Annotated in this window: 19 protein-coding genes; 6 read left to right on the top strand and 13 right to left on the bottom strand. The window is 35.5% G+C overall.

Features of this window, described 5'->3' with window-relative positions:
• Positions 1 to 8: 8 nt before the first annotated feature.
• Both ACNQGX_RS09455 and ACNQGX_RS09450 read right to left on the bottom strand, forming a co-directional pair.
• Positions 9 to 3536, bottom strand: a complete 3528-nt coding sequence (locus ACNQGX_RS09455) for a SusC/RagA family TonB-linked outer membrane protein (protein ID WP_417975663.1) — start codon at positions 3534 to 3536, stop codon at positions 9 to 11.
• Positions 3537 to 4419: 883 nt separating this feature from the next.
• On the bottom strand, positions 4420 to 5613 hold the full coding sequence (locus tag ACNQGX_RS09450) for a FecR family protein (protein ID WP_417975661.1): 1194 nt from the start codon (positions 5611 to 5613) through the stop codon (positions 4420 to 4422).
• Positions 5614 to 5783: 170 nt separating this feature from the next.
• Between ACNQGX_RS09450 and ACNQGX_RS09445 the strand changes: the two genes are divergently transcribed.
• The gene (locus ACNQGX_RS09445) at positions 5784 to 6383 is read left to right on the top strand and encodes an RNA polymerase sigma factor (protein ID WP_417975659.1); all 600 of its coding nucleotides are present in this window, start codon (positions 5784 to 5786) and stop codon (positions 6381 to 6383) included.
• A 17-nt stretch (positions 6384 to 6400) separates the two neighbouring features.
• Here ACNQGX_RS09445 and ACNQGX_RS09440 read toward each other — a convergent pair whose 3' ends face one another.
• The 11 genes from ACNQGX_RS09440 to hemA all read right to left on the bottom strand — a co-directional run bounded on the left by ACNQGX_RS09440 (position 6401) and on the right by hemA (position 16499).
• Positions 6401 to 6850, bottom strand: a complete 450-nt coding sequence (locus ACNQGX_RS09440; RefSeq protein ID WP_417975657.1) for a DUF1569 domain-containing protein — start codon at positions 6848 to 6850, stop codon at positions 6401 to 6403.
• A gap of 193 nt (positions 6851 to 7043) precedes the next feature.
• Positions 7044 to 8483 (bottom strand): nucleoside recognition domain-containing protein, encoded by a 1440-nt coding sequence (locus tag ACNQGX_RS09435; protein ID WP_417975655.1) that lies wholly within the window; start codon positions 8481 to 8483, stop codon positions 7044 to 7046.
• A gap of 146 nt (positions 8484 to 8629) precedes the next feature.
• Entirely contained in the window at positions 8630 to 9343 is a 714-nt protein-coding gene (locus ACNQGX_RS09430; RefSeq protein ID WP_417975653.1) for a 3'-5' exonuclease, read from the bottom strand.
• Positions 9344 to 9474: 131 nt separating this feature from the next.
• Positions 9475 to 9945 (bottom strand): methylated-DNA--[protein]-cysteine S-methyltransferase, encoded by a 471-nt coding sequence (locus tag ACNQGX_RS09425; RefSeq protein WP_417975651.1) that lies wholly within the window; start codon positions 9943 to 9945, stop codon positions 9475 to 9477.
• 215 nt (positions 9946 to 10160) lie between these two features.
• Positions 10161 to 10547: a c-type cytochrome gene (locus ACNQGX_RS09420; RefSeq protein ID WP_417975649.1), complete on the bottom strand. Its 387-nt coding sequence runs from the start codon at positions 10545 to 10547 to the stop codon at positions 10161 to 10163.
• Between the two features lie 2 nt (positions 10548 to 10549).
• Complete coding sequence (gene hemB / locus ACNQGX_RS09415; protein ID WP_417975647.1) at positions 10550 to 11542, bottom strand: porphobilinogen synthase; 993 nt, start codon at positions 11540 to 11542, stop codon at positions 10550 to 10552.
• Between the two features lie 80 nt (positions 11543 to 11622).
• Positions 11623 to 12525, bottom strand: coding sequence for an oxygen-dependent coproporphyrinogen oxidase (gene hemF, locus ACNQGX_RS09410; protein WP_417975646.1), 903 nt, complete (start codon positions 12523 to 12525; stop codon positions 11623 to 11625).
• 69 nt (positions 12526 to 12594) lie between these two features.
• Entirely contained in the window at positions 12595 to 13620 is a 1026-nt protein-coding gene (hemE, locus tag ACNQGX_RS09405; RefSeq protein WP_417975644.1) for a uroporphyrinogen decarboxylase, read from the bottom strand.
• Between the two features lie 22 nt (positions 13621 to 13642).
• Positions 13643 to 14326, bottom strand: a complete 684-nt coding sequence (locus ACNQGX_RS09400) for a uroporphyrinogen-III synthase (protein WP_417975642.1) — start codon at positions 14324 to 14326, stop codon at positions 13643 to 13645.
• On the bottom strand, positions 14326 to 15243 hold the full coding sequence (hemC, locus tag ACNQGX_RS09395; RefSeq protein ID WP_417975640.1) for a hydroxymethylbilane synthase: 918 nt from the start codon (positions 15241 to 15243) through the stop codon (positions 14326 to 14328). The genes ACNQGX_RS09400 and hemC overlap by 1 nt, the downstream gene beginning before the upstream one ends.
• Complete coding sequence (hemA, locus tag ACNQGX_RS09390; RefSeq protein WP_417975638.1) at positions 15243 to 16499, bottom strand: glutamyl-tRNA reductase; 1257 nt, start codon at positions 16497 to 16499, stop codon at positions 15243 to 15245. Before hemA ends, hemC begins: the two co-directional genes overlap by 1 nt.
• A gap of 228 nt (positions 16500 to 16727) precedes the next feature.
• Here hemA and ACNQGX_RS09385 point away from each other — a divergent pair, with 228 nt between their 5' ends.
• The 5 genes from ACNQGX_RS09385 (at position 16728) to ACNQGX_RS09365 (ending at position 21800) form a co-directional block, all read left to right on the top strand.
• Positions 16728 to 17600 (top strand): helix-turn-helix domain-containing protein, encoded by an 873-nt coding sequence (locus ACNQGX_RS09385; protein WP_417975636.1) that lies wholly within the window; start codon positions 16728 to 16730, stop codon positions 17598 to 17600.
• Positions 17601 to 17610: 10 nt separating this feature from the next.
• Positions 17611 to 18735: a PDDEXK nuclease domain-containing protein gene (locus tag ACNQGX_RS09380; protein ID WP_417975634.1), complete on the top strand. Its 1125-nt coding sequence runs from the start codon at positions 17611 to 17613 to the stop codon at positions 18733 to 18735.
• A 112-nt stretch (positions 18736 to 18847) separates the two neighbouring features.
• Complete coding sequence (gene hemH, locus ACNQGX_RS09375; protein ID WP_417975632.1) at positions 18848 to 19903, top strand: ferrochelatase; 1056 nt, start codon at positions 18848 to 18850, stop codon at positions 19901 to 19903.
• On the top strand, positions 19904 to 21259 hold the full coding sequence (locus tag ACNQGX_RS09370) for an MATE family efflux transporter (protein ID WP_417975630.1): 1356 nt from the start codon (positions 19904 to 19906) through the stop codon (positions 21257 to 21259).
• On the top strand, positions 21246 to 21800 hold the full coding sequence (locus ACNQGX_RS09365) for a CopD family protein (protein ID WP_417975628.1): 555 nt from the start codon (positions 21246 to 21248) through the stop codon (positions 21798 to 21800). Before ACNQGX_RS09370 ends, ACNQGX_RS09365 begins: the two co-directional genes overlap by 14 nt.

Raw genomic sequence — 21800 nt, 5'->3', positions numbered from 1 at the left:
CAATTCATTTAAAATTTAACATCCAATCCAAAAGAAAAGGTTTTTGACTGTGGATACCCATTCCCTAAGGTATATCCGTGCTCATTTACCTGAGAAGCATCAGCTACCGTTTTAGAACGTTGCCATTGGTATGGATTTAAGACAGATCCATAAACACGTACACGAGATAAATGTAGTTTATCTAAAATAGGGCTTCTATCAAAGGTATATCCGATAGAAGCATTGGAAATTTTCCAAAAATCGCCACTTTCTATCCATAATGATTGTCCTTCTCTAAATCTATAGTAAGGAGGTAAACCGGTTACAGACGGGTACATTGCCGGGAATCGCACTCCTGCGGCGCCATCGCCCGGTTGTTGCCAGAAGCTCAGGTCGCTCAAATCGGCCAATCCTTTTTCTGCCCATCCTGTTCCTCCTCTGTCGTATCTATCCATATAACTTTGCAGAACTGAATTCATGATATCTGAACCAAAAGAGAATTGACTATACGCCTGCAAATACCATCCTTTGTATTTTAAGTTTATGTTAAAAGAACCTGTAAAATCAGGTGTTGGTTTAAATTTAGTGTCCAATATATTATCCCTAACCCCTACTTCGTCATGCAATATATAATCTCCATTATAATCTTTCCAGATTGGGAAGCCCGGAGCTATGATTCCCCAAGCCCCTTTCGCTTTAAGCAACTCACCCGTGTAAGGGTTAATTGGCAATTGGCTCAGGTCATCCAATATATACTCGTTTCTGAATAATACAGGAAGGTTAAGAGGCATACCTACCACATAGCCAAATTCTCTTCCGGTGTTTGGATCTACTCTAAAATAATCCTTGTTTCCGTTAGGAAGCTTGGTCACAAAATTTTTATTTTGGCTGAAGCCGACTGTAAAATCCAGATTCCAATCATTCTGTTTTGGAAAAACATTCCATTTAACCATGGTTTCCCATCCGTAATTCATCACACCGGCTACATTGGATAAGGCCTTATTATAACCTGAATAGGCCGGAAAAAAGACATCAAAAAGCAAGGCTTCAGTTTTCTTGTTATACGCGTCAAAGACTACATTTACTCTGTAGTTAAACAAATCCAAATCGACCCCTAAATTCCATTGTTTTGAATTCTCCCATGATAATTGGTCATTTCCAATGGCATTATAATTAGGCACTACCCCTGTCACGCCACCATAAGAAGAAACATTCATTAAGTTAGACCACAACGGATTACCTCCGTAGCCCAAACTGTATGCCCCATATCTTAAATAGTTTTCACTAAACTGTTTCCCATTTACACCATAACTGGCTCTGAATTTACCATAGTTCACTATATTTGAGATGTTGTCTTTAACAAAAGCTTCTTCTGTAAAGATCCAGCCTAAATCTATAGATGAGAAATTTGCCCAACGCACCTCTTTACCAAAACGGGAAGATCCGTCCCTGCTATAAGTAGCGCCAATCATATAACGCTCTTTGAATTGGTATCCTAAACGACCGAAATAAGACAACAATGCATTAGCCTCTATACTCGTATATCCGTTTATTTGTTCTTTAGTATATCGACCGTTAATCACCTTGATGGCATCACTACCAAAACCTTGAGCCCAAAGCCCCATGTTTTCGTATTTGTTATAATCGGTTTTAGTCCCTAAAACACCGGTAAACGTATGATCATTAAACCTCTTATAATAATTCAAATAAACATCCGAAGACAGATTCTTGCGGGTGTATAAGGCATAACTGGCAAAACCGTCCCCTTCCTCACGAAGTATTGATGGTTCATAAAAATTTTTCTTTTGGGTACTGTACACAAAACTAAATTGGGAATTAAAAGTAAGCCCATCGGTAAGATTGAATTTTGAAAAATTCGAAATAGTGGTTTGAATCGTCTCGTCCGTATTCAATTTTTCACTCAATTCCCCCGTGAAAGATTTCTTTTTAGCATCCGAAATATAAAATAAGGACGAATTTAAGCTGGCAGGATCCGTAGGCAGGGTGGTATTAAATTGATAATTGTTTTGATCCGGATTTCCCTGACCCGTTTGGTTGTCCGTAAAGACTATATTCATCCTCAGTTGGTTTTCGAAACTTTTCCCAACTTTAGAATTGAGATTCCCTGTAAAAGTATAACGCTTTAAACCAGAATTTTGAATAACCCCTTTGGCATCATCATAACCTAAGGACAGCCTGTAATTCGAACCTTCCGATCCGCCTCGCACACTTAAATTGTATTTTTGCGTAGCCCCTGTTCTGTAAAACATTCCCTGATAGTCCACATTGTTATTGAATGCAGGATTCAAACTGTCGGACAACACCATCGGCACCAACGAACTTTGTGCATATTCTGGTCTCCACCATTTGTTAATCATCCCCATTTTGGCATTTCTTTCGGCAGACCCCACCAACATTGGAACCAATTCCGGAATTGGCGAAATACCCGTACTCATCGAAAAATTGAATTCTGGTTTATCCAAAGCAATTCCTTTTTTGGTCGTGATAATAATTACCCCATTGGCACCACGGGATCCATAAATCGCGGCAGCTGAAGCATCTTTCAACATATCGATGCTTTCAATGTCATTGGGGTTCAATGAAGCCAAAAAGTCGATATTGGAGGTGTTGTACCCGGCCAAATCTTCCAAAGAAGTCTGTACACCATCAATTACATATAGCGGATTACTGTATCCGGTACCATCAGTAGCTCCGGACATATTAGAGTTACCACGAATAACAACGGAACCTCTTCCACCGGGAGCACCACTTTGTGTCGGGGTCATAACCCCTGTAGATAAACTGGCAATCAAAGCGGATACACTTAGTACAGGTATCGATTCCAATTGTTTGCTATTTATACTGGAAACTGCAGCATTAACATTTTTTTTACGGGCCTTTTGGTACCCTATAACCACAATGTCATTTAGTTCATTTTGTTCTGGTTTAAGTCTAATTTTAATTTCTTTTTGGCTACCAACTGCTACTTCTTTAGTAGTATATCCAATAAAGGAAACTACCAAAACATCAGTATCTTTAGCTACGATGCTAAAGCTTCCGTCAACATCTGTAGATACCACCTTGTTTGTCCCCTTAATTTTAACAGATGCTCCAGGCAAGTTCTCCCCTAATTCACCCGTTACTTTTCCAGTAACCGTAATGTCAGCTAGTTCTTTAATTGCTAAAGCTGCTTCTTTTGAAATTGGCACAATCAGTATAACTGAATTATCAACTAACTTCACTTCAAAATTTGGCCCAACTAAATCCGAAACCATTTCCAATGCCGTTTTATTAGTGAATTTAACACGAACCAACTTATCTACATTTAGCTCATCATCACTATAAAACATCGTTACATTCCCTGCTTTTTTTATTCTGTCAAAACTTTCGTGTAAAGTAACTTTACCTAGGTTTAAAGAAAAATTTTGAGTGTATCCAAAAGAAGTAATGCTAAATAAGGCAATAAAAAAGAATAGTGATTTCTTCATTATCCAAAGGATTAATTTTTTTTGTTTAGTTAACATCCCAACATCTGCTGAGTCTAACGTTTTTTTCATAAATTTGGTTGTTTAATGGTTAGTAAATAGCTCTTGTCCAGAGTTTTTTTAATGATTAAATAGTTTTATAACCAGGAAAATGTTGGCGCATTTTCCTTTTTTTTACTACTTCTTTCGTGTTTTTTATATTTTCCTGTTTTTTAGTATTTTTAAACTTACACATTGCAAATCTTGCTTATACTATCCAACAAATTTCTACTGGCTATTCATAAATTGACTCCGCAATTGGGAACCACAATTTTTATTCTTTTTCTTGTTTTTTTTCAACCAGAAAAAATCTCTTAATTCAACGGTCAAAGAACTGATAACTTCTAAAAAATCTTACATAATTTTCAACCTTCCGCAACATAAGTACAGGCTTATCTTACGCATTCAATATCCTGTGTACCAGTATTTTGCAAAACACTAAAATCTTCTCATTCAATTAAATTAATTTCACCCTCCAAGTGATTTAATTTATTAATACATCACGAATCTAAATATTAAATCTTAATAAAACAAGGAAAATACAAAAAAATGTGCTCGAGCACAGAGTATTTTTATTTTTTTAGCACAAAAAAATATTATGTTTTTTTTTGTGCTAAAATTATGTTTTTTTAATAAAATTAACCTAGAGATACTACTCAGTTTTCCATATTTTCAACGGATTACTGAAAGGCTTCTGGAGGAAAGAGGTGATAGTAAAAAGTGACGTAAAAAAACTGATCTTCCTAACCAAAGATTTATTTTTTTATTTACTTAATACCTCGACATCAACTGAGTCTAATATTTTTTTCATAAATTTGGTTGTTTAATGGTTCATAAATAGCTCTTGTCCAGAGTTTTTTTAATGATTAAAGTTTATAGCTAGGGAAATGTTGGCGCATTTTTCTAGCTTTTTTTATTACTTCTTCCTTATTTTTATAAGCTTTCTGTTAGTCTTGGTTTTTTTAACTATTTCATACCTCACATCAGAAGTCTTACTTATAATATCCAACAAATATTCAACAGGCTGATCTTTTTTGGCAACACCCGTAAAAGTATAATTTGCAACAGACTGATTTTCAAATATAAAATCCACATTATACCATCTGCTTAATTTGGTTATAATGGTTCCTAACTTTTCTTTTTCAAAAAAGAATTTCCCATCTTTCCATGCTATTTCTTGATACACATCAACCTCTTTTACGCCTATTGAGGAATTGTTGCCTTTGACTAAGCTTCCTTTTTGACCCGGTTTCAAAATCATCGTTGAACCCTCTGGATTCGAAGCACTCAATTGAACACTTCCTTCAACTAATGTTGTGGCAAAAAAATCATCCTCACTATAAGAATTCACATTAAAATGCGTTCCCAAAACTGTTACGGCTGCCGTTTCGGTTTTAACTATAAACGGTTTTTTCTTGTCTTTTTGAATTTCAAAATAAGCTTCCCCATCAATAGAAACCACTCTTTGATTGCCAACAAACTGTGTTGGAAATTTTAACGAAGTGGCTGAATTCAACCAAACTTTTGAACCATCCGGCAACTCAATTTGATAAATTCCTCCATTAGGCACATGCAGTGTATTGTAGGTAACTTTACTTGGATCTGTATTTACAGAATTATCAACCGTACTGTACTTTAACACTTTGGCATTGTTCACAATTTTAACACCAGCATCTGTTTTAATCTCTTCATTTTGATGCTCTTCTAAAACAACTTCTGTGCCATCCGCAAATACCAAAGTGGCTCTGTCATAGGCCTTCGCATTAGTTCCGGACAAACCTAAATCTTGTTTGTAAATATTCTGATACAATAAAAAAGAGCTTATTGACACGCCAATAAATACCGCTGCATATTTTAAAATTTTATAGGCCAACTTAGGTTTCGTTATTGGGACTACCTTAACTTCGTTTATTTTCTCAATAAACTTTTGGTACGCCAAATCAGTATCTATATGCTGTTTCGATTCTATTGTCGAGAAATAAACTTTAACTGCATCGATGTATTCTTGCTGATTATCAGAAATCCACTCTTCCAAAAAATCAACCTCTTCTATAGTTGCGTCTCCGCTAAAGTATTTTAACAAGATTGTCTCTATGTTTCTTATATACATGCCGTATTTTTTATCTTAAAGTTGTGTTTTAACTTAATTTTATGTTAATTCGCTTTTCATATGACAGTTGAAAAAACAAATACCCCTACTCATTTTAATTTTTTTTCTGTTTTTTTTATTTTAATTTCTAACAACCATTAAATCAACGTTAAAAAATTATTAAAAAAATTATGATTCATTCCTTCAAACATGATAATTATTTGATTGAAGCCCTCAAAAACGGAAATGAGGAGGCCTATAAATACTTATATGCGAATAAATACAAAGACATTGTACATTATATAAATGGTCTGACACGAGATTACGATAAGGCAGAGGATATTGTTCAAGAAGTAATTTTCAGACTCTGGAAAAATAGAAGTGAAATAGAAATTACCACCTCCATAAAAAGTTACTTGTATAAGGCTGCTTATTATTCCTTTATAAACGAATACAAAAAAGATAAGCGTAAGGAAAGTTTATCTGAAAAAAATCAAAAAACGGCAGTTCTTGAACTGATAGAAAGCGATGAAGAATATACACAACAAAAATTAAGATATATAGCGCAAATAATAGAACAACTTCCCCCTAAAAGAAAAGAAATTTTCATCATGTGTAAAACGGAAGGCTTGACCTATGAGGAAATTGCATCGCATCTGGAAATTTCCGTAAAAACGGTGGAAACTCAAATGGGTAAGGCTTTATATGAAATCAGATCCAAAATTAGAGAAACTAACATCAACAAGGCGGTGCAAATTATTTTCTTGTTGCATTGGCCTTTTTTTAAATGATATTCCGGATCTAATTTTTAACAACCAAATTGTTTCAAGTGGTGATCCAGATGTTTGTATTGCAAAATTCCCCATTCCTCTTCGGTCATTTCACCAAAAAAAGGATGTCTACTATTCGCTATGATTGTTGGCCCCATGGCTCCAAAGCGAGCAATTTGGCTGCATAACACTTCTTTTTCTTTCTCGAAATCGGGAGATGACTTAATGATAAATCCTTTATCGGTTGGCAAGTTTTTCTTAAAATATTCATTTTGTAAAAAACTTCTCTTTGCCATTTTACCAAAAAGAAAACCAATAATATTCCTTTTTAGTTCCAATTTACCTTCGGCAACATCCAGTGGTTTCTGGCAGTGCAGCACCATTTGGGAAACCGACATTTCCCCCCAAGTACTTTTAGAAGCTGAAGTTAACTTTTGCACCCTCTCAATAAGCTCTTGATTGTCTTTCTTGTCGAAAATATTTTTCATATTGATTGTTTTTAACTGGTAACAGCGACTGTCTTGATAGCTCAATATCTCTAAGTTGAGCCGTTTCAGCCGTCACTCATATCTTTTTAAATTAATCCCCAAACAGACAAATTCTTAACTAATAATATTGTCAGAAGCTACCGGGAACTTTAAACTATCCCCTTCGGAATGCATTAATGATAAATCATTCCATCTAGAAGAACCAACTTGCTACAAAAATAGCGGTAATCACACAAATCAAATCTACCAAAAGCATCGTTCCTAGTGCATAACGAGTGTTTTTAATATTTACTGAACCAAAATAAACTGCTATCACATAAAAAGTACTTTCGGCACTACATTGAAAAATACTACTCAATCTAGCCGTTAAGGAATCGGCACCAAAAGTATTCATCGAGTCAATCAAAAATCCTCTTGATCCGGCCGAACTAAAGGGACGAAGTAAGGCAACTGGTAAGGCATCCGTAATTTGCTTACTTACTCCCATATTAGAAAAAATGAAAGCGATCCAATTGCTTATAATTTCAAATAAACCACTGTTTCTAAATAAAGAAATAGCAACCAACATCCCCAAAACATAAGGAAAAATAGTCACTCCAGTTTTTACACCATTATTTGCTCCTACTACAAAGCTTTCAAAAACTGTTGTAGATGCTTCTGTGAATTTCTTCTCATTGATAAATGAAAAAATTAAGGTAAAAGCAATAATTCCAATTAATATTAAAGCGGAAAGATTAGAGGTAAAATAATTTTTTCCAATTAAATCCAAATGGTTCACATACATCAACAAACCAACAATTCCAGCTATTAATGTCATCAATACGATCACCAAAGAAGCACTTTTGAAATTGATTTTTTGTTTGATTCCAACAATTAAAAAAGCTGCAATCGTTCCTATAAAAGAAGTGATAATACAAGGCAACATCACATCTGCAGGATTGCTTGCATTAGCCGCAGCACGATATCCTATAATAGAAGTAGCAATCAAAGTAAGACCTGAAGCATGCAAACACATGAACATAATTTGTGCATCACTCGCCTTATCTTTCTCTGGATTTATTTCTTGTAAACTCTCCATTGCTTTTAGACCAAAAGGAGTTGCAGCAGAATCTAATCCTAAGAAATTAGCAGCAAAATTTAAAGTCATATAAGAAATGGAAGGATGGTTTTTGGGAATACTCGGAAACACTTTTACAAAAACGGGACTCAATGCTTTAGCTAATTTTCCAGAGGCTCCGGAAATGATTAAAAGTTCCATCAATCCACAGAAAAAAGCCAAATAAGCAATAAGCGGAAGGATTAAATCTAGCAAAGTACTTTTACACGTTGGTAATAAACCATCTGATTTTTGAACACCACTATATATTTTTACGGTTTTGTTTTTATAAACATAAGTCGTGTCCGCATTTAGCGTATCACGATTGATAATCATGGTTTGTTCTGGTGCTTTTTTGATGCTGTCTTTAATAAAAGCAGGAAGTTCTTCGGCAAATTTCTCAGAAACCAGAATTGGATCATCTTTCTTTCCATTCAAAACATGGTCAATGGTATAACTGTCTCCAGAAAACAAACTAAACACTACAAATACAATTGCTGAAATAAAAATAACCAACCAGAATCTACTCAATACCATAATTTATAATTTTTGTAAATATAATAAATCAATTACAATGACAATAGCAATACCAAAAAGACAAGGTCAATCTCAATGTCAAACACAAAATCTAGATGTTTTGCACATGCATTGATTTTTGAAATTGAAATTGAAATTGATTTTTTTTAAACGTGAATAATCTCCTCCTCTATCAACAATTCTTCTCTACGCAATCGAAGGAAAATCTGTGCTACCGCAATCGTGTCTTTTTCACAATAGGTTACAATTCGGTCAATGTCTTTATCCACATAAAAAACATGTCCCACCTGACTGCCGTCGATATCACCTTTTGGAGAAGGAATTCCGAGGACTTTACACATCAATTTTAAAGAAGTAAAATGTTTGTAATCACCAAATTTCCATAATTCCAACGTATCCAAATGTGGGATTTCCCATGGTTTTTTTCCAAATAAATTCAGCTTGTTAGGAATGGCAATTTGGTTAATAATCATGCGTCGGGCGAGGAAAGGAATATCGAATTCCTTCGCATTGTGACCACACAAAACATGTTGCGGCTGGTTGAAATGATTGTTCAACAAATTATTAAAATCCAACAATATTTTCTTTTCTTCTCCAAAAAAGGAAGTCACCCTAAAATTTCGAATATCGCCTTTGATGGTAAAATAACCCACCGAAATACAAACGATTTTCCCAAACTCGGCCCAAATTCCCGCACGATCGTAAAAATCCTCCGGTGTGTATTCGTCTTTGCGCTGATACTGGGTTTTATGTTCCCAAAGATCTTTCATTTCGGTATCCAAAGCATTGAAATCTTCGGCTTCCGGAACAGTTTCTATATCGAGGAACAGAATGTTATTGAGGTTTATTTTTTCAATCATCAGCTAGATTTGTTAGATTTTTAGACTTCTTAGATTTTTAGATTAAAATAGAAAAACCTAAAGTAGTAAAATTGATCGATTTTTTGATATCTAAGACAGTCTAATTTTCTAACAATCTAAGAAGTCTAATTTTAAAATAAACTTTGCTGCGTTGTTGGGTTTTCATGTTCCAATAACCATTTTTTTCGCCACAAACCGCCTGCATATCCTGTTAATGAACCATCTGTTCCAATGACTCTGTGACACGGAACGACAATCCAAAGCGGGTTTTTCCCGTTGGCAGAAGCGACGGCACGAATGGCTTTGACATCACCCAGTTTTTTGGATAAATCCATATAAGACATGGTTTTCCCAAAAGGAATTTCAAGTAATCCTTTCCAGACTTTTTGTTGAAATTCAGTACCTTTTGGATTGAGTGCAAAGTCAAAATCGGTTCGTTTGCCTTCGAAATAATCGTTGAGTTGGGTAACGGCTTCTTGCAAAACCGCTGGAATTGTAGTTAAAACCTGTCCTTCTTCAGCAACAGAGATTACGGAAATTCCGTTTTCATCGCCTATGATTGTAGCAATTCCTAAAGGTGTTTTGATGTATGCTGTTTCCATATTTTAAAGATAAAAAAATTAACCACATTGTTCCTAAAGAAGTAACAAAGTTCAGAAAGAAATAAAACTTAAAACGTTTTAAACATAAAAAAACCATTCGCAGAGACGAACGGTTTTGTGTTTTAGCCCCGATAAAAGCGGCATCCTTTATGTTTTTCCTTTAAAAACATAAAGATATAGCGTAGAGCGGGATTAGCTCCTAAAAAACGTCAGGATTATTTCAAATTTGAATACATATAAGCTTCTAATGCTTCCAATTCGTCATCAGACATGGCTTTTGTAAGCGCAAAATTCGTTTTCATAACTTCATATTGGCTTGGATCAACAATAGGCTCGCCTTCGCCTTTTAAAAACGTCACAATACTTGCATTTTTATCTTTATAAATTTTCGCAATATCCTGTATACTTGGGCCTATCACTTTCTTATCTACTTGATGACAGGCAACGCAATTTCCCTTTCCTTGAAAAATTGCTGCCCCTAATTCCTCAGGAGTCTGGGCGATTTCTTCTGTAGAAGTTGGGTATAAAGATTCTTTTTTGACTTCTTCTTTTTTGCAAGATAAAAACACCAATGCAGATAAAAAGAATATAATTTTTTTCATTTCTATTTGTTTAAAAGTATCGCAGCTTCTTTGGCAAAATAAGTCGAAATTAAACTGGCTCCAGCGCGTTTGATACACATTAATTGCTCCATCATAATTTTATCGTGATCCAACCAACCTCTTTCGGCAGCGGCTTTGATCATCGCATATTCCCCCGAAACATGATAAACTGCTACAGGAACATTTACCGCATTTTTAACCTCGCGAACAATATCTAAATACGCAATTCCTGGTTTTACCATGACCATATCAGCGCCTTCTTCCACGTCCCACAACGCTTCTTTGATGGCTTCAATGCGATTGGCATAATCCATTTGATAGGTTTTTTTGTCTTTTGGAATTTCAGTGGCATCAACAGGAGCGCTGTCTAACGCATCACGGAACGGTCCGTAAAATGCAGAAGCGTATTTTGCAGAATAACTCATGATGCCTACGTTGTGAAAACCGGCTGCGTCTAGACCTTCACGCAAACGCAATACGCGTCCGTCCATCATGTCCGACGGCGCCACAAAATCGGCTCCGGCTTGTGCATGAGAAACAGCCATTTTTACCAAAGCATCATTCGTTGCATCGTTTGCAACATCACCGTTTGCAATGATTCCGTCATGGCCATAAATAGAATATGGATCCAAAGCTACGTCTGGCATTACAATCATTTCCGGACAAGCGGCTTTGATGGCACGAATGGCATTTTGCATTAATCCATCTTGATTCCAGGCTTCTTTCCCGGTATTGTCTTTTAGATTTTCACTAACTTTTACATAAATATTCACCGCACGAATACCTAAAGCGAATAATTCATGGATTTCTTTTACCGTCAAATCAATCGAACGACGAAATATTCCAGGCATAGAAGGAATTTCCACTTGTACATTTTCGCCTTCAGCTACAAACATAGGAAACATAAAATCCGATGGACTTAAACTGGTTTCGCGAACTAAGCTTCTGATGGATTCGTTCGTTCTTAATCTTCTGCCTCTGTGTAATGGGAACATATATTTTCGTTTAAAGTTTCAGGTTTAAAAGTTTAAAGTTAAACCCATTTAAAATTTAAAATTCAGAATTTAAAATAAATTTAAAGCCAATCTTTAGGATTCTCTAATACATTTACTAATTTTTCTTCTTCGCTTCCCGCTTCTGGATGATGGTCGTACACCCATTGCACATGCGGTGGTAAACTCATCAGAATGCTTTCGATTCTTCCGTTGGTTTTTAGTCCAAATAAAGTGCCTTTGTCGTGTACCAAATTAAACTCCACATAACGACCGCGACGGATTTCCTGCCACGTTCTTTGTTCTGGTGTATACGGTAAATCTTTTCTTTTTTCTACAATTGGAACATACGCTTCGAGGAAACTATTGCCGACTTCGGTTACAAAGTTGAACCAATCTTGCATTGACATTGCATCTGTTGCTTTGCAATAATCGAAAAACAATCCGCCAATTCCGCGTGCTTCATTTCTATGGGCATTCCAGAAATAGGCATCACATTGTTTTTTATACTTGGGATAAAAATCTGGATTGTGTTTATCACAAGCCGTTTTACAGGTTTGATGGAAATGTTTGGCATCTTCTTCAAACAGATAATACGGTGTTAAATCTTGTCCGCCACCAAACCATTGTTGAATCACGTTTCCGTTGTCATCGTACATTTCAAAATAACGCCAGTTCGCGTGAACGGTTGGCACCATTGGATTTTTGGGATGCAAAACCAAACTCAGTCCGCAGGCAAAAAAATCAGCTTCACCTACGTTGAACATCTTTTGCATGGCTTCCGGTAATTTTCCGTGAACGGCCGAAATATTGACACCGCCTTTTTCGAAAACTGATCCGTTCTCTATCACGCGGGTTCTTCCACCGCCACCCTCCGGACGTTCCCAAAGGTCTTCACGGAATTTGGCTTGACCTTCAACAGCTTCCAATCCTTTACAGATTTGGTCTTGAAGGTTTTGTATGTATTGGTAAAATTGTTCTTTCATTATAAATTAGTTTTCAGCAGCAGTTTCTTAATTCCAAAAATGGAAACTGATAACTGTGACTGTGACTGACTACTGATTGTACTCCTTCACTGCGTCAATAAACGCTTTCGCATGATCTACAGGAATATTCGGTAAAATTCCGTGGCCCAAATTCACGATGTATTTGTCTTTTCCGAATTCGTCAATCATTTCGTGTACCATTTTCTTAATCACCGGAATTGGAGATAATAATCTGGATGGATCAAAATTTCCTTGTAAAGTAATATTTCCACCAGACAAGTATCTTGCATTTCTTGGAGAACACGTCCAGTCTACACCAAGTGCCGAAGCTCTGCTTTTCCCCATTTCGCCAAGCGCAAACCAACATCCTTTTCCGAAAACAATTACCGGAGCATCATCAGCCAAAGCTTCAATGATTTGGTTGATGTATTTCCATGAGAATTCCTGATAATCCACTGGAGATAACATTCCTCCCCAAGAGTCAAAAATTTGAACGGCATTCACTCCCGCTTTTACTTTTTCTTTTAGGTATAAAATAGTCGTATCAGTGATTTTTTGTAATAAAACATGCGCAGCTTCAGGATGTTGGAAACAAAACCCTTTGGCCATGTCAAAACTTTTAGAACCTCTCCCTTCTACTGCATAACACATAATTGTCCAAGGAGAACCTGCAAAACCAATTAACGGCACCTCATCATTCAACATTTCTTTGGTCAATTTGATGGCGTCAAAAACGTATCCTAATGTTTCATTAACATCCGGAACAATTACTTTTTCCACATCCTGAATCGTACGAATTGGATTTGGCAAAAACGGACCAAAATTTTCTTTCATCAACACTTCAATTCCCATTGCTTGAGGAATTACTAATATATCTGAGAATAAAATCGCAGCATCCGGAGCAATTCTTCGTATCGGTTGTACGGTGATTTCAGCAGCTAATTCTGGCGTTTGACAACGGGTGAAAAAATCATATTTATCGCGCAAAGCGATGAATTCCGGTAAATATCTTCCGGCTTGACGCATCATCCAGACTGGTGGACGTTGTACTGTTTCTCCTTTTAGTGCTCTTAAAAATAGGTCGTTCTTAATCATGTATTTAAATTTTAGCAGATTGCTAGATGCTTTCCGTTTTATAATATTCAATAACTTCCAAAATCACCTCTTCGATAGTTGGTGTTTCGGCAATTACTATGTTTTTAATTTTCTTTGTTTCTAATGCTGATGCTGTAGTAGCGCCTACGCAAAAACAAACTTCATTCTTGATTTTATTATTTGTCAAATAACTTTCAACGGCAGATGGGCTAAAAAATAGAATTCCGTCAAAATTTTCTTGGTCTGATATTTTAAAAGGCGCAAGTGTTGTTTGATAAACTTCGATTTCGTTAAAAGTTATTCCTGCGCTTTTTAATGCTTCAGGCAATGTTTCTTTACGCAAATTTCCGCTCAAAAAAGTATAGCTTTCCTTATTGTAAATTAAAGTGATTATTTCGGCTAATTCAGATGCGTAATCCAAATAAACATCAACTGTAAAACCATGAAATTCAAGTAATTCCTTGGTTTTAATACCTACACAAAAAACAGGTTTAGTCTTTAAAACTTCCCAACCGTTTTGTTCTATCAAACTTAAAACAGCATTTTGGCTACTAAAAATTAAGTTGTTGTTGATTGTATTCAGTTCAAAAAGGTTGTTTTTAATTTCGATGAAATCTTGTTCTAAAAGATCAAAATTAGCGTCAAGAAATACTTGCCTTTGTTCTGCCGACAATGTTTTGGTGGATAAAATGCTTGTTTGGCTCATTATTTCTTCAAATTAATTTTAATTTCTGTCATCAATTCTGCTCCGCCATTTTCTAAAATTTCTTTGGCACAATAAAAGCCTAATTTTTTCCATTCTTGCATCGGAACAGTTTTTTCGATTTCGATTTTTTGTTTTCCATCTATAGAAAACAAAACGCCTTTAAACACTATTTCATCTTCTACAAAAACTGCCAAAGCTCCTATTGGTGCCGTACAACCGCCTTCCAGTGTTTTTAAAAACTGTCTTTCGATATGCGTACACACTTCGGTTTCGATATCATTCAGTTCAGAAACCGCCTCTCTGCAAAAATCGTCATTTGCCATAGCAACAACTACCATTGCACCTTGAGCCGGCGCCGGAATCATCCAATCCAGATCGATATAATTTGACGGTTTCAAGTTGATTCTTTCCAATCCTGCTGCCGCAAAAACAGCTCCGTTCCAGTCGCTTTCCTTAAATTTTTGCATCCTGGTATTTACATTTCCACGTAAATCGACTGTGCTGTGATTCGGATATTTATGCAACCATTGTGCCTGACGACGCAGACTTCCTGTTGCTATGACACCTTCTCCATCCAGAAAACCAAGATCTCCTTTATGAACCAAAATGTCTAACGTATTGGCTCTTTCCAGAACAGCTCCCTGAACAATTCCTATTGGCAAAGCCGTGGGAACATCCTTCATGGAATGTACTGCAATATCAACTTGACCGTTGATCATAGCAATATCAAGGGTTTTGGTAAAAATTCCTGTGATTCCTAATTCGTAAAGTGGTTTGTCAAGAATGATATCACCTTGTGATTTTACGGCGATAATTTCGGTTTTATACCCTAAATCGTTTAGCTTCTTTTCGACGTTATGGGCTTGCCAAAGCGCGAGTTCGCTGTCGCGGGTTCCTATGCGTATTGTTTTATTCATTATCTTGTGGTAGCTCCAATTTTAAAAACTTTTTCAATCCATTCGATACTTTCATCCACCATAGTATCATCATCTTTCAAATGATTAGCGAAATGTGTCGTTATTTTTTGAATAATTCGGTTGCTGATTATTTCGGCTTGCTCTTCATTGAAATTTGAAATTTTCTTGCTTTGGAAATCCAATTCGGATGTTTTTATCGCATTCAATTTTGCTTTTAAAGCATTGATTGTCGGGGCAAATTTTCTGCCTTTGGTCCAGGTAATAAATTCCTCTTTTATTTCTTCGATGATAGCTTCAGCGGCAGGAATGTGTTTTTTTCTATTTTCTAAAGTTTCATCTGTCATTTGAGACAAATAATCCATGTGAATCAGCGTAACGCCTTCTAAATCCTGAACATCTTCATTCACATTTTTCGGAATGGACAAATCTAAAATCAAAAGTGGTTTCTTCAAATTCAGAATCGCTTTGTCAATAGTTGGATTTTGTGCGCCGGTAGCTACCACAACAACATCTGCTTTTTGTAATTCCAAATGCAGTTCCGAATAATCTTTTACGATTAAATTCAATTTTCCGGCTAATTTCTCTGCTTTCTCTTTGGTTCTATTAATTAGCGTAATGTGCTCGTTTTTAGTGTGCTTCACTAAATTTTCACAGGTATTTCTACCAATTTTTCCAGTACCAAACAATAGAATGTTTTTGTTTCCAATGTCTTCTACATTCTTGAAAATATATTGAACCGCGGCAAAAGAAACCGAAGTAGCGCCTGAGCTAATTTCCGTATCGGTTTTTATTTTTTTACTGGCTTGAATCACGGCATTCACCAATCTTTCCATAAAAGCATTGGCTAAACCCAATGATTTTGATTGTGAAAAAGAATTTCTTATTTGCGCGATAATTTCGAAATCACCAAGAATTTGACTGTCTAAACCGGTTCCTACACGAAACAAGTGACTGATGGCTTCTTGATTTTTATAGACAAAACCCACTTTTTGAAATGCTTCAACAGAGCCTTGACTATTCTCACAAATTAATTTGATTAATTGAAACGGGTGTTCCGCGTAACCGTAAATTTCAGTACGGTTGCAGGTAGAAGTGACTATTAAACTCTCTATTCCTTCATTCTTAGCTTGTTCCAGTAAACGCGTTTTTGCAGCGGCGTCTAAACTAAACTTACCTCTAATCTCCGCATCCGCTTTTTTATAGCTCAATCCAACTGCGTAAAAATAGTGATGCTTTGATGTGTTATTGTTTTCCATATTTGCACTTTTCCAGAAAGTGAAACAAAATTAGAACTATAGTATTTATAAAAGTAACGCTAGAAGTTCTTTTTGTATCGCTATGTGATTTTTTGGTTTTAAATCGTTGTTTTATTATAAAAACCCTTATTTTTGTAGCAGAAATGGGTTCTTTTAATCGCTTTATTTAGAGTGTTTCTAAATAAAACAACCTGATAATTATCATTTTTACATTAAAAAAACATCGCTATGAGTTCTCAAGAAATTATAAAAATTGAAGATGACTTTACCTTAATTCGCTTTCTGAATGACGGCACCGATGTCTTTCAAGCCCAACGTGAAGTAAGCAGCGGATTGATTCAGTTTCATTTTGGATTAAAAGGAAATGCAAAATTTATCTTTAATCAAGGAAACTACGCATTGGAATTAAAGGAAGAAAAATCATTGCTTTTATACAATCCCCAAAAGGAATTGCCATTAAATCTGGAATTAGCACCAAATTCCTGGGTGATTTCTGTGATTATTTCCATCAAGAAGTTTCATGCTTTATTTTCGACCGAAGCCGATTATATTACTTTTTTAAGTGCCGATAATAAAGACAAAAAATATTATAACGAAGGAAATATCAGTCCTTCGATGGCAATTGTTTTGTCGCAACTGTTTCATTACAGCTTGCATCCTTCGATAAAAAACCTGTATTACAAAGGAAAAGGATACGAATTATTGAGTTTGTATTTCAATAGAACCGAAGATCCAAATGCAGAACAATGTCCGTTTTTAATTGATGAGGATAATGTAATGAAGATTAGAAAAGCCAAAGAAATCATCATTGCTAATATGGCGGAACCGCCAGGATTACAGGAATTGGCTGACGAAATCGGGTTGAATTTGAAGAAACTAAAAATGGGTTTCAAACAAATCTATGGCGATACTGTTTATGGATTTCTATTTGACTACAAAATGGATTTTGCCCGAAAATTACTGGACAGTGGCTCTTATAATGTGAACGAAGTAGGATTGAAAATTGGATACAGCACCGGAAGTCATTTTATAGCGGCATTCAAAAAGAAATTTGCCACCACGCCAAAAAAATATTTGATGTCGATAAATCCAAATACTTAAATTACAAAAAATGAGTGTAGAAAATCCCCATGTACAAACTATCAAGCATTTAAAAACTGCAATTCTATCCAGCCGGTATCGCGTTGCGGTTTTGGCGAATAAAGAGATGCTTGGTTTGTATTTTGCTGTTGGAAAACTCATTTCGGAAAAAACGCATCAGGAAAAATGGGGCGCAAAAGTTCTTGAAATACTATCCAAAGATTTGCAAGATGAGTTGCCTGGTTTAAGAGGCTTTTCAGCTTCAAATATCAAAAAAATGAAAATTTTTTATGATACTTGGGCCGATTTTTTCTCAATTCGTTCGTTGGTGACGAACGAATTAGACAACAATTACATTGTTGAAAATCAATACATTACAATTCGTTCGTTGCCAACGAACGAATTGAGTTCGTCAGTAATAGCCCAATTGGGAATAGATTTTCAAAAGGTAGGATTCACCCATCATTTTGAAATTTTATCCCAAACGAATACCATTGAAGAACGCATTTTTTATATCCAAAAAACAGCTTCCGAGTTTTGGAGTGTTACTACATTAAAACACCATTTAAAGACCAATTTATTTCAACAAAACGGAACTTTACCGAATAATTTCTCTAAAACAATTTCGAAAGACGATTTACGAGCTAAAGCATTGCAAGCTTTTAAAGATGAGTATTTATTAGATTTTATCAATATTGAAGATCCGGAAGAAGAAAACGAACGATTAATTGAAAGTGAAATTGTTCGAAATATCAAAAAATTCCTTCTTTCTCTGGGAACTGATTTTGCATTTATTGCCAATCAATATCGGTTTATACTGGATGAGACAGAATATTTTGTTGATTTATTATTTTACAATCGAAAAATGCAATGTTTAGTTGCTTTCGATTTAAAGAAAGGCAAATTCATTCCAGAATATTTAGGGAAAATGAATTTTTATCTTTCTGCATTGGATGAAATGGTAAAATTGCCCCATGAAAATCCTTCCGTTGGAATTATTCTTTGCAAAGAAAAAAACAATAAAGTAGTAGAATTTTCATTTCGAGATTTCAACAAAGCAATGGGAGTTTCAACCTATAAAACTGCAAATGAATTACCAAATAAATACAAAGGATTGTTGCCAGATGCGGAAACATTCAAAAAATTAATGGATTAAATAGTTCAAAACGAACTTTAATCATTTTCCTATATTAAACAATAAAAAAAAGTTAATCACAATTTATAAAAAAGTAAGTTTATTTACTTTTACATCAATAAAAATTAGAAACATGAAAGGCGTATTATTAGTTAATTTAGGTTCTCCGGAAAGTCCAACTCCTAAAGATGTTAAACCGTATTTAGATGAATTTTTAATGGACAAATACGTAATTGACGTTCCGTTTTTGTTGCGAGCATTATTAGTTCGTGGAATAATTTTGCAAACAAGACCTAAAAAAGCAGCAGCCGCATACGCAAAAATATGGTGGGACGAAGGTTCTCCACTTGTGGTCATTTCCAAAAGAATGCACGAAAAAGTAAAGCAATTAGTTGATATTCCTGTTTCATTAGCGATGCGTTATGGAAATCCTTCATTATTATCTGGTTTACAAGAATTGCATGATAAAGGTGTGAATGAAGTGCTGCTTTTTCCATTGTACCCACAACATGCGATGGCATCTACGACTACAATATTAGAACTGGCCGAAGAATTGCGCAAAAAGCATTTCCCGGAAATGAAATTCACAATTGTTCCTGCATTTTATAACAAACCTGATTATTTACAAAATCTGGCCGATTCTATCAAAGATCATTTAAAAGGTTTTGATTACGATCATTTATTATTCTCCTACCACGGAATTCCGGAGCGTCACATTCGCAAAACGGATATCACCAAATCACATTGCAAAATAGACGGTTCATGTTGCAACACGCCTTCACCGGCACATGAGTTTTGTTATCGTCACCAATGTTATGAAACCACCAAACAAGTGGTAAAATTACTGGGAATCCCGGAAGGAAAATACAGTCAGACTTTTCAATCGCGATTAGCTGGAGACAAATGGTTGACACCGTATACTGATGTGGAAATAAACAAAATGCCTGAAAAAGGAATTAAAAATTTAGCCGTTGTAACGCCTGCTTTTGTATCAGATTGTTTGGAGACTTTGGAAGAAATTGCCATGGAAGCCAATCATCAGTTTAAAGAACATGGTGGGTCAGCATTTTTAGCAATTCCGTGTTTGAATGACAGTGATGATTGGTGTAAAACTGTAAGCAACTGGATTTCAAACTGGTCGAACGCCTCTTCATCCGTTAAAGTTGCCTCAGAAAAAATAAACGCATAAATGGCTGTTACCGCCGATGAGTTAGGAACTCAGGACATCAAAAAACTCTTGATAAAACAAGCGGTTCCGTCTTCTATTGGAATTTTATTCATGTCGGTTAATATTTTAATCGACACCATTTTTGTTGGGCAATGGATTGGCACTTTAGCTATTGCAGCGGTAACCGTGGTCTTACCCATCACCTTTTTGATTTCTTCTTTGGGAATGGCGATTGGTGTGGGCGGAGGTTCTGTACTTTCCAGGGCATTGGGAGCCAATCATAAGGAAAAAGCATTGCATACCTTTGGCAATCAAATCATGATGACTTTTTTATTGGCATCTGTTTTTGTGCTATTTGGTCTTTTTTTCAGTGACGAAATGTTGATGCTTTTTGGTGCGAAAGGAACCATAATGGAACCTGCAAAAGAATTTTTCTTTCCCATCATTATAAGTGTTCCGTTTTTGGCACTTTGCATGATGGGAAACAACGTAATTCGTGCAGAAGGCAAGGCAAAATTTGCCATGGTCGCCATGATTATTCCCGCTTTTATAAATATTTTATTAGATATTATTTTTATAAAATACCTGAATTTAGGAATGTTTGGTGCTGCTTTGGCTACAGCCATATCCTATTTCACCTGCTTCTTATTTGTATTTTGGTTTTTTTATTTTAAAAGTGAACTAAACCTAAAAGCCAGACATTTCAAATTCAACATTCCTATTGTAAAGGAAATAACCGAATTGAGTTTTGTAACTTTTTCGAGGCAAGGAGTCGTGAGCATTTTAGCGATAATCCTGAATCATACTTTATACACGCACGGCGGTGAACATTCCGTTGCTATTTATGGAATTATCAGCAGAATGTTAATGTTTGCTTTGTTTCCAATTCTGGGAATTACGCAAGGTTTTTTACCAATTGCAGGCTTTAATTATGGTGCTGAAAATTATGAAAGAGTCAAAGAAAGTGTGCAGCTTTCGATAAAATACGCAGTCTTTTTAGCCACTATTATTTTTGTGGTTATTCTAATTTTTGCCAAACCTATAGTCGCTATTTTTACTACAGATCCACTCGTGATTGCCCAAACTCCGGAAGCGTTGCGCTGGGTTTTTGCGGCTTCGCCAATCATAGCCGTTCAATTAATTGGTGCGGCTTATTTTCAAGCTGCGGGAAAGGCAAAAAAAGCATTGCTTTTGACCTTAAGCAAACAAGGATTTTTCCTAATTCCGTTAGTGCTGATTCTACCAAATTTTTTAGGTATTTTTGGGGTATGGATTGCATTCCCAATTGCTGATATTTTATCAACACTATTGACTGGCTATTTTCTAAAAAAAGAAATGAACACAAAACTGATTCAAACTAACGATGGAATACTATAATTACCTTAAATCCTTACACCTCATCTTTGTAATCACATGGTTTGTAGGTCTATTTAATATTGTACGCCTATTTGTTTACCAAATAGAAGCGGCAGATAAACCCTCGCCTGAAAAAGAAATTTTACAAAAACAATTTAAAATAATGACCTATCGCCTGTGGTACATTATCACTTGGCCATCAGCAGTTTTAGCCAGTGTTTTTGCTTTTTGGATGTTGTTTTTTACTGATTTAGGTAATGCTTGGTTAAAAATGCCCTGGATGCATGTAAAGCTTGGCTTCGTATTTGTGTTGTATTTATACCATGCAAAATGCCATCAAATTTTCAAGCAATTGCAAAATAATCAAGTCAATTATACTTCAAACTTCATGCGTTTGTGGAATGAGGGTGCAACAATAATCCTTTTTGCAGTGGTTTTTTTAGTAATTTTAAAAAATGCTTTTAACTGGATTTATGGTGTAATAGGAATAATTTTGTTTTCTGTTTTGATAATGCTAGGCTTTAAATTTTATAAAAAAATCAGAGAAAGAAATCAATCTTAA

Origin of the sequence: Flavobacterium glycogeni, assembly GCF_048286775.1 — a bacterium.
GTDB lineage: Bacteria > Bacteroidota > Bacteroidia > Flavobacteriales > Flavobacteriaceae > Flavobacterium.
This window is presented reverse-complemented; position numbering and strand designations above follow the sequence as displayed.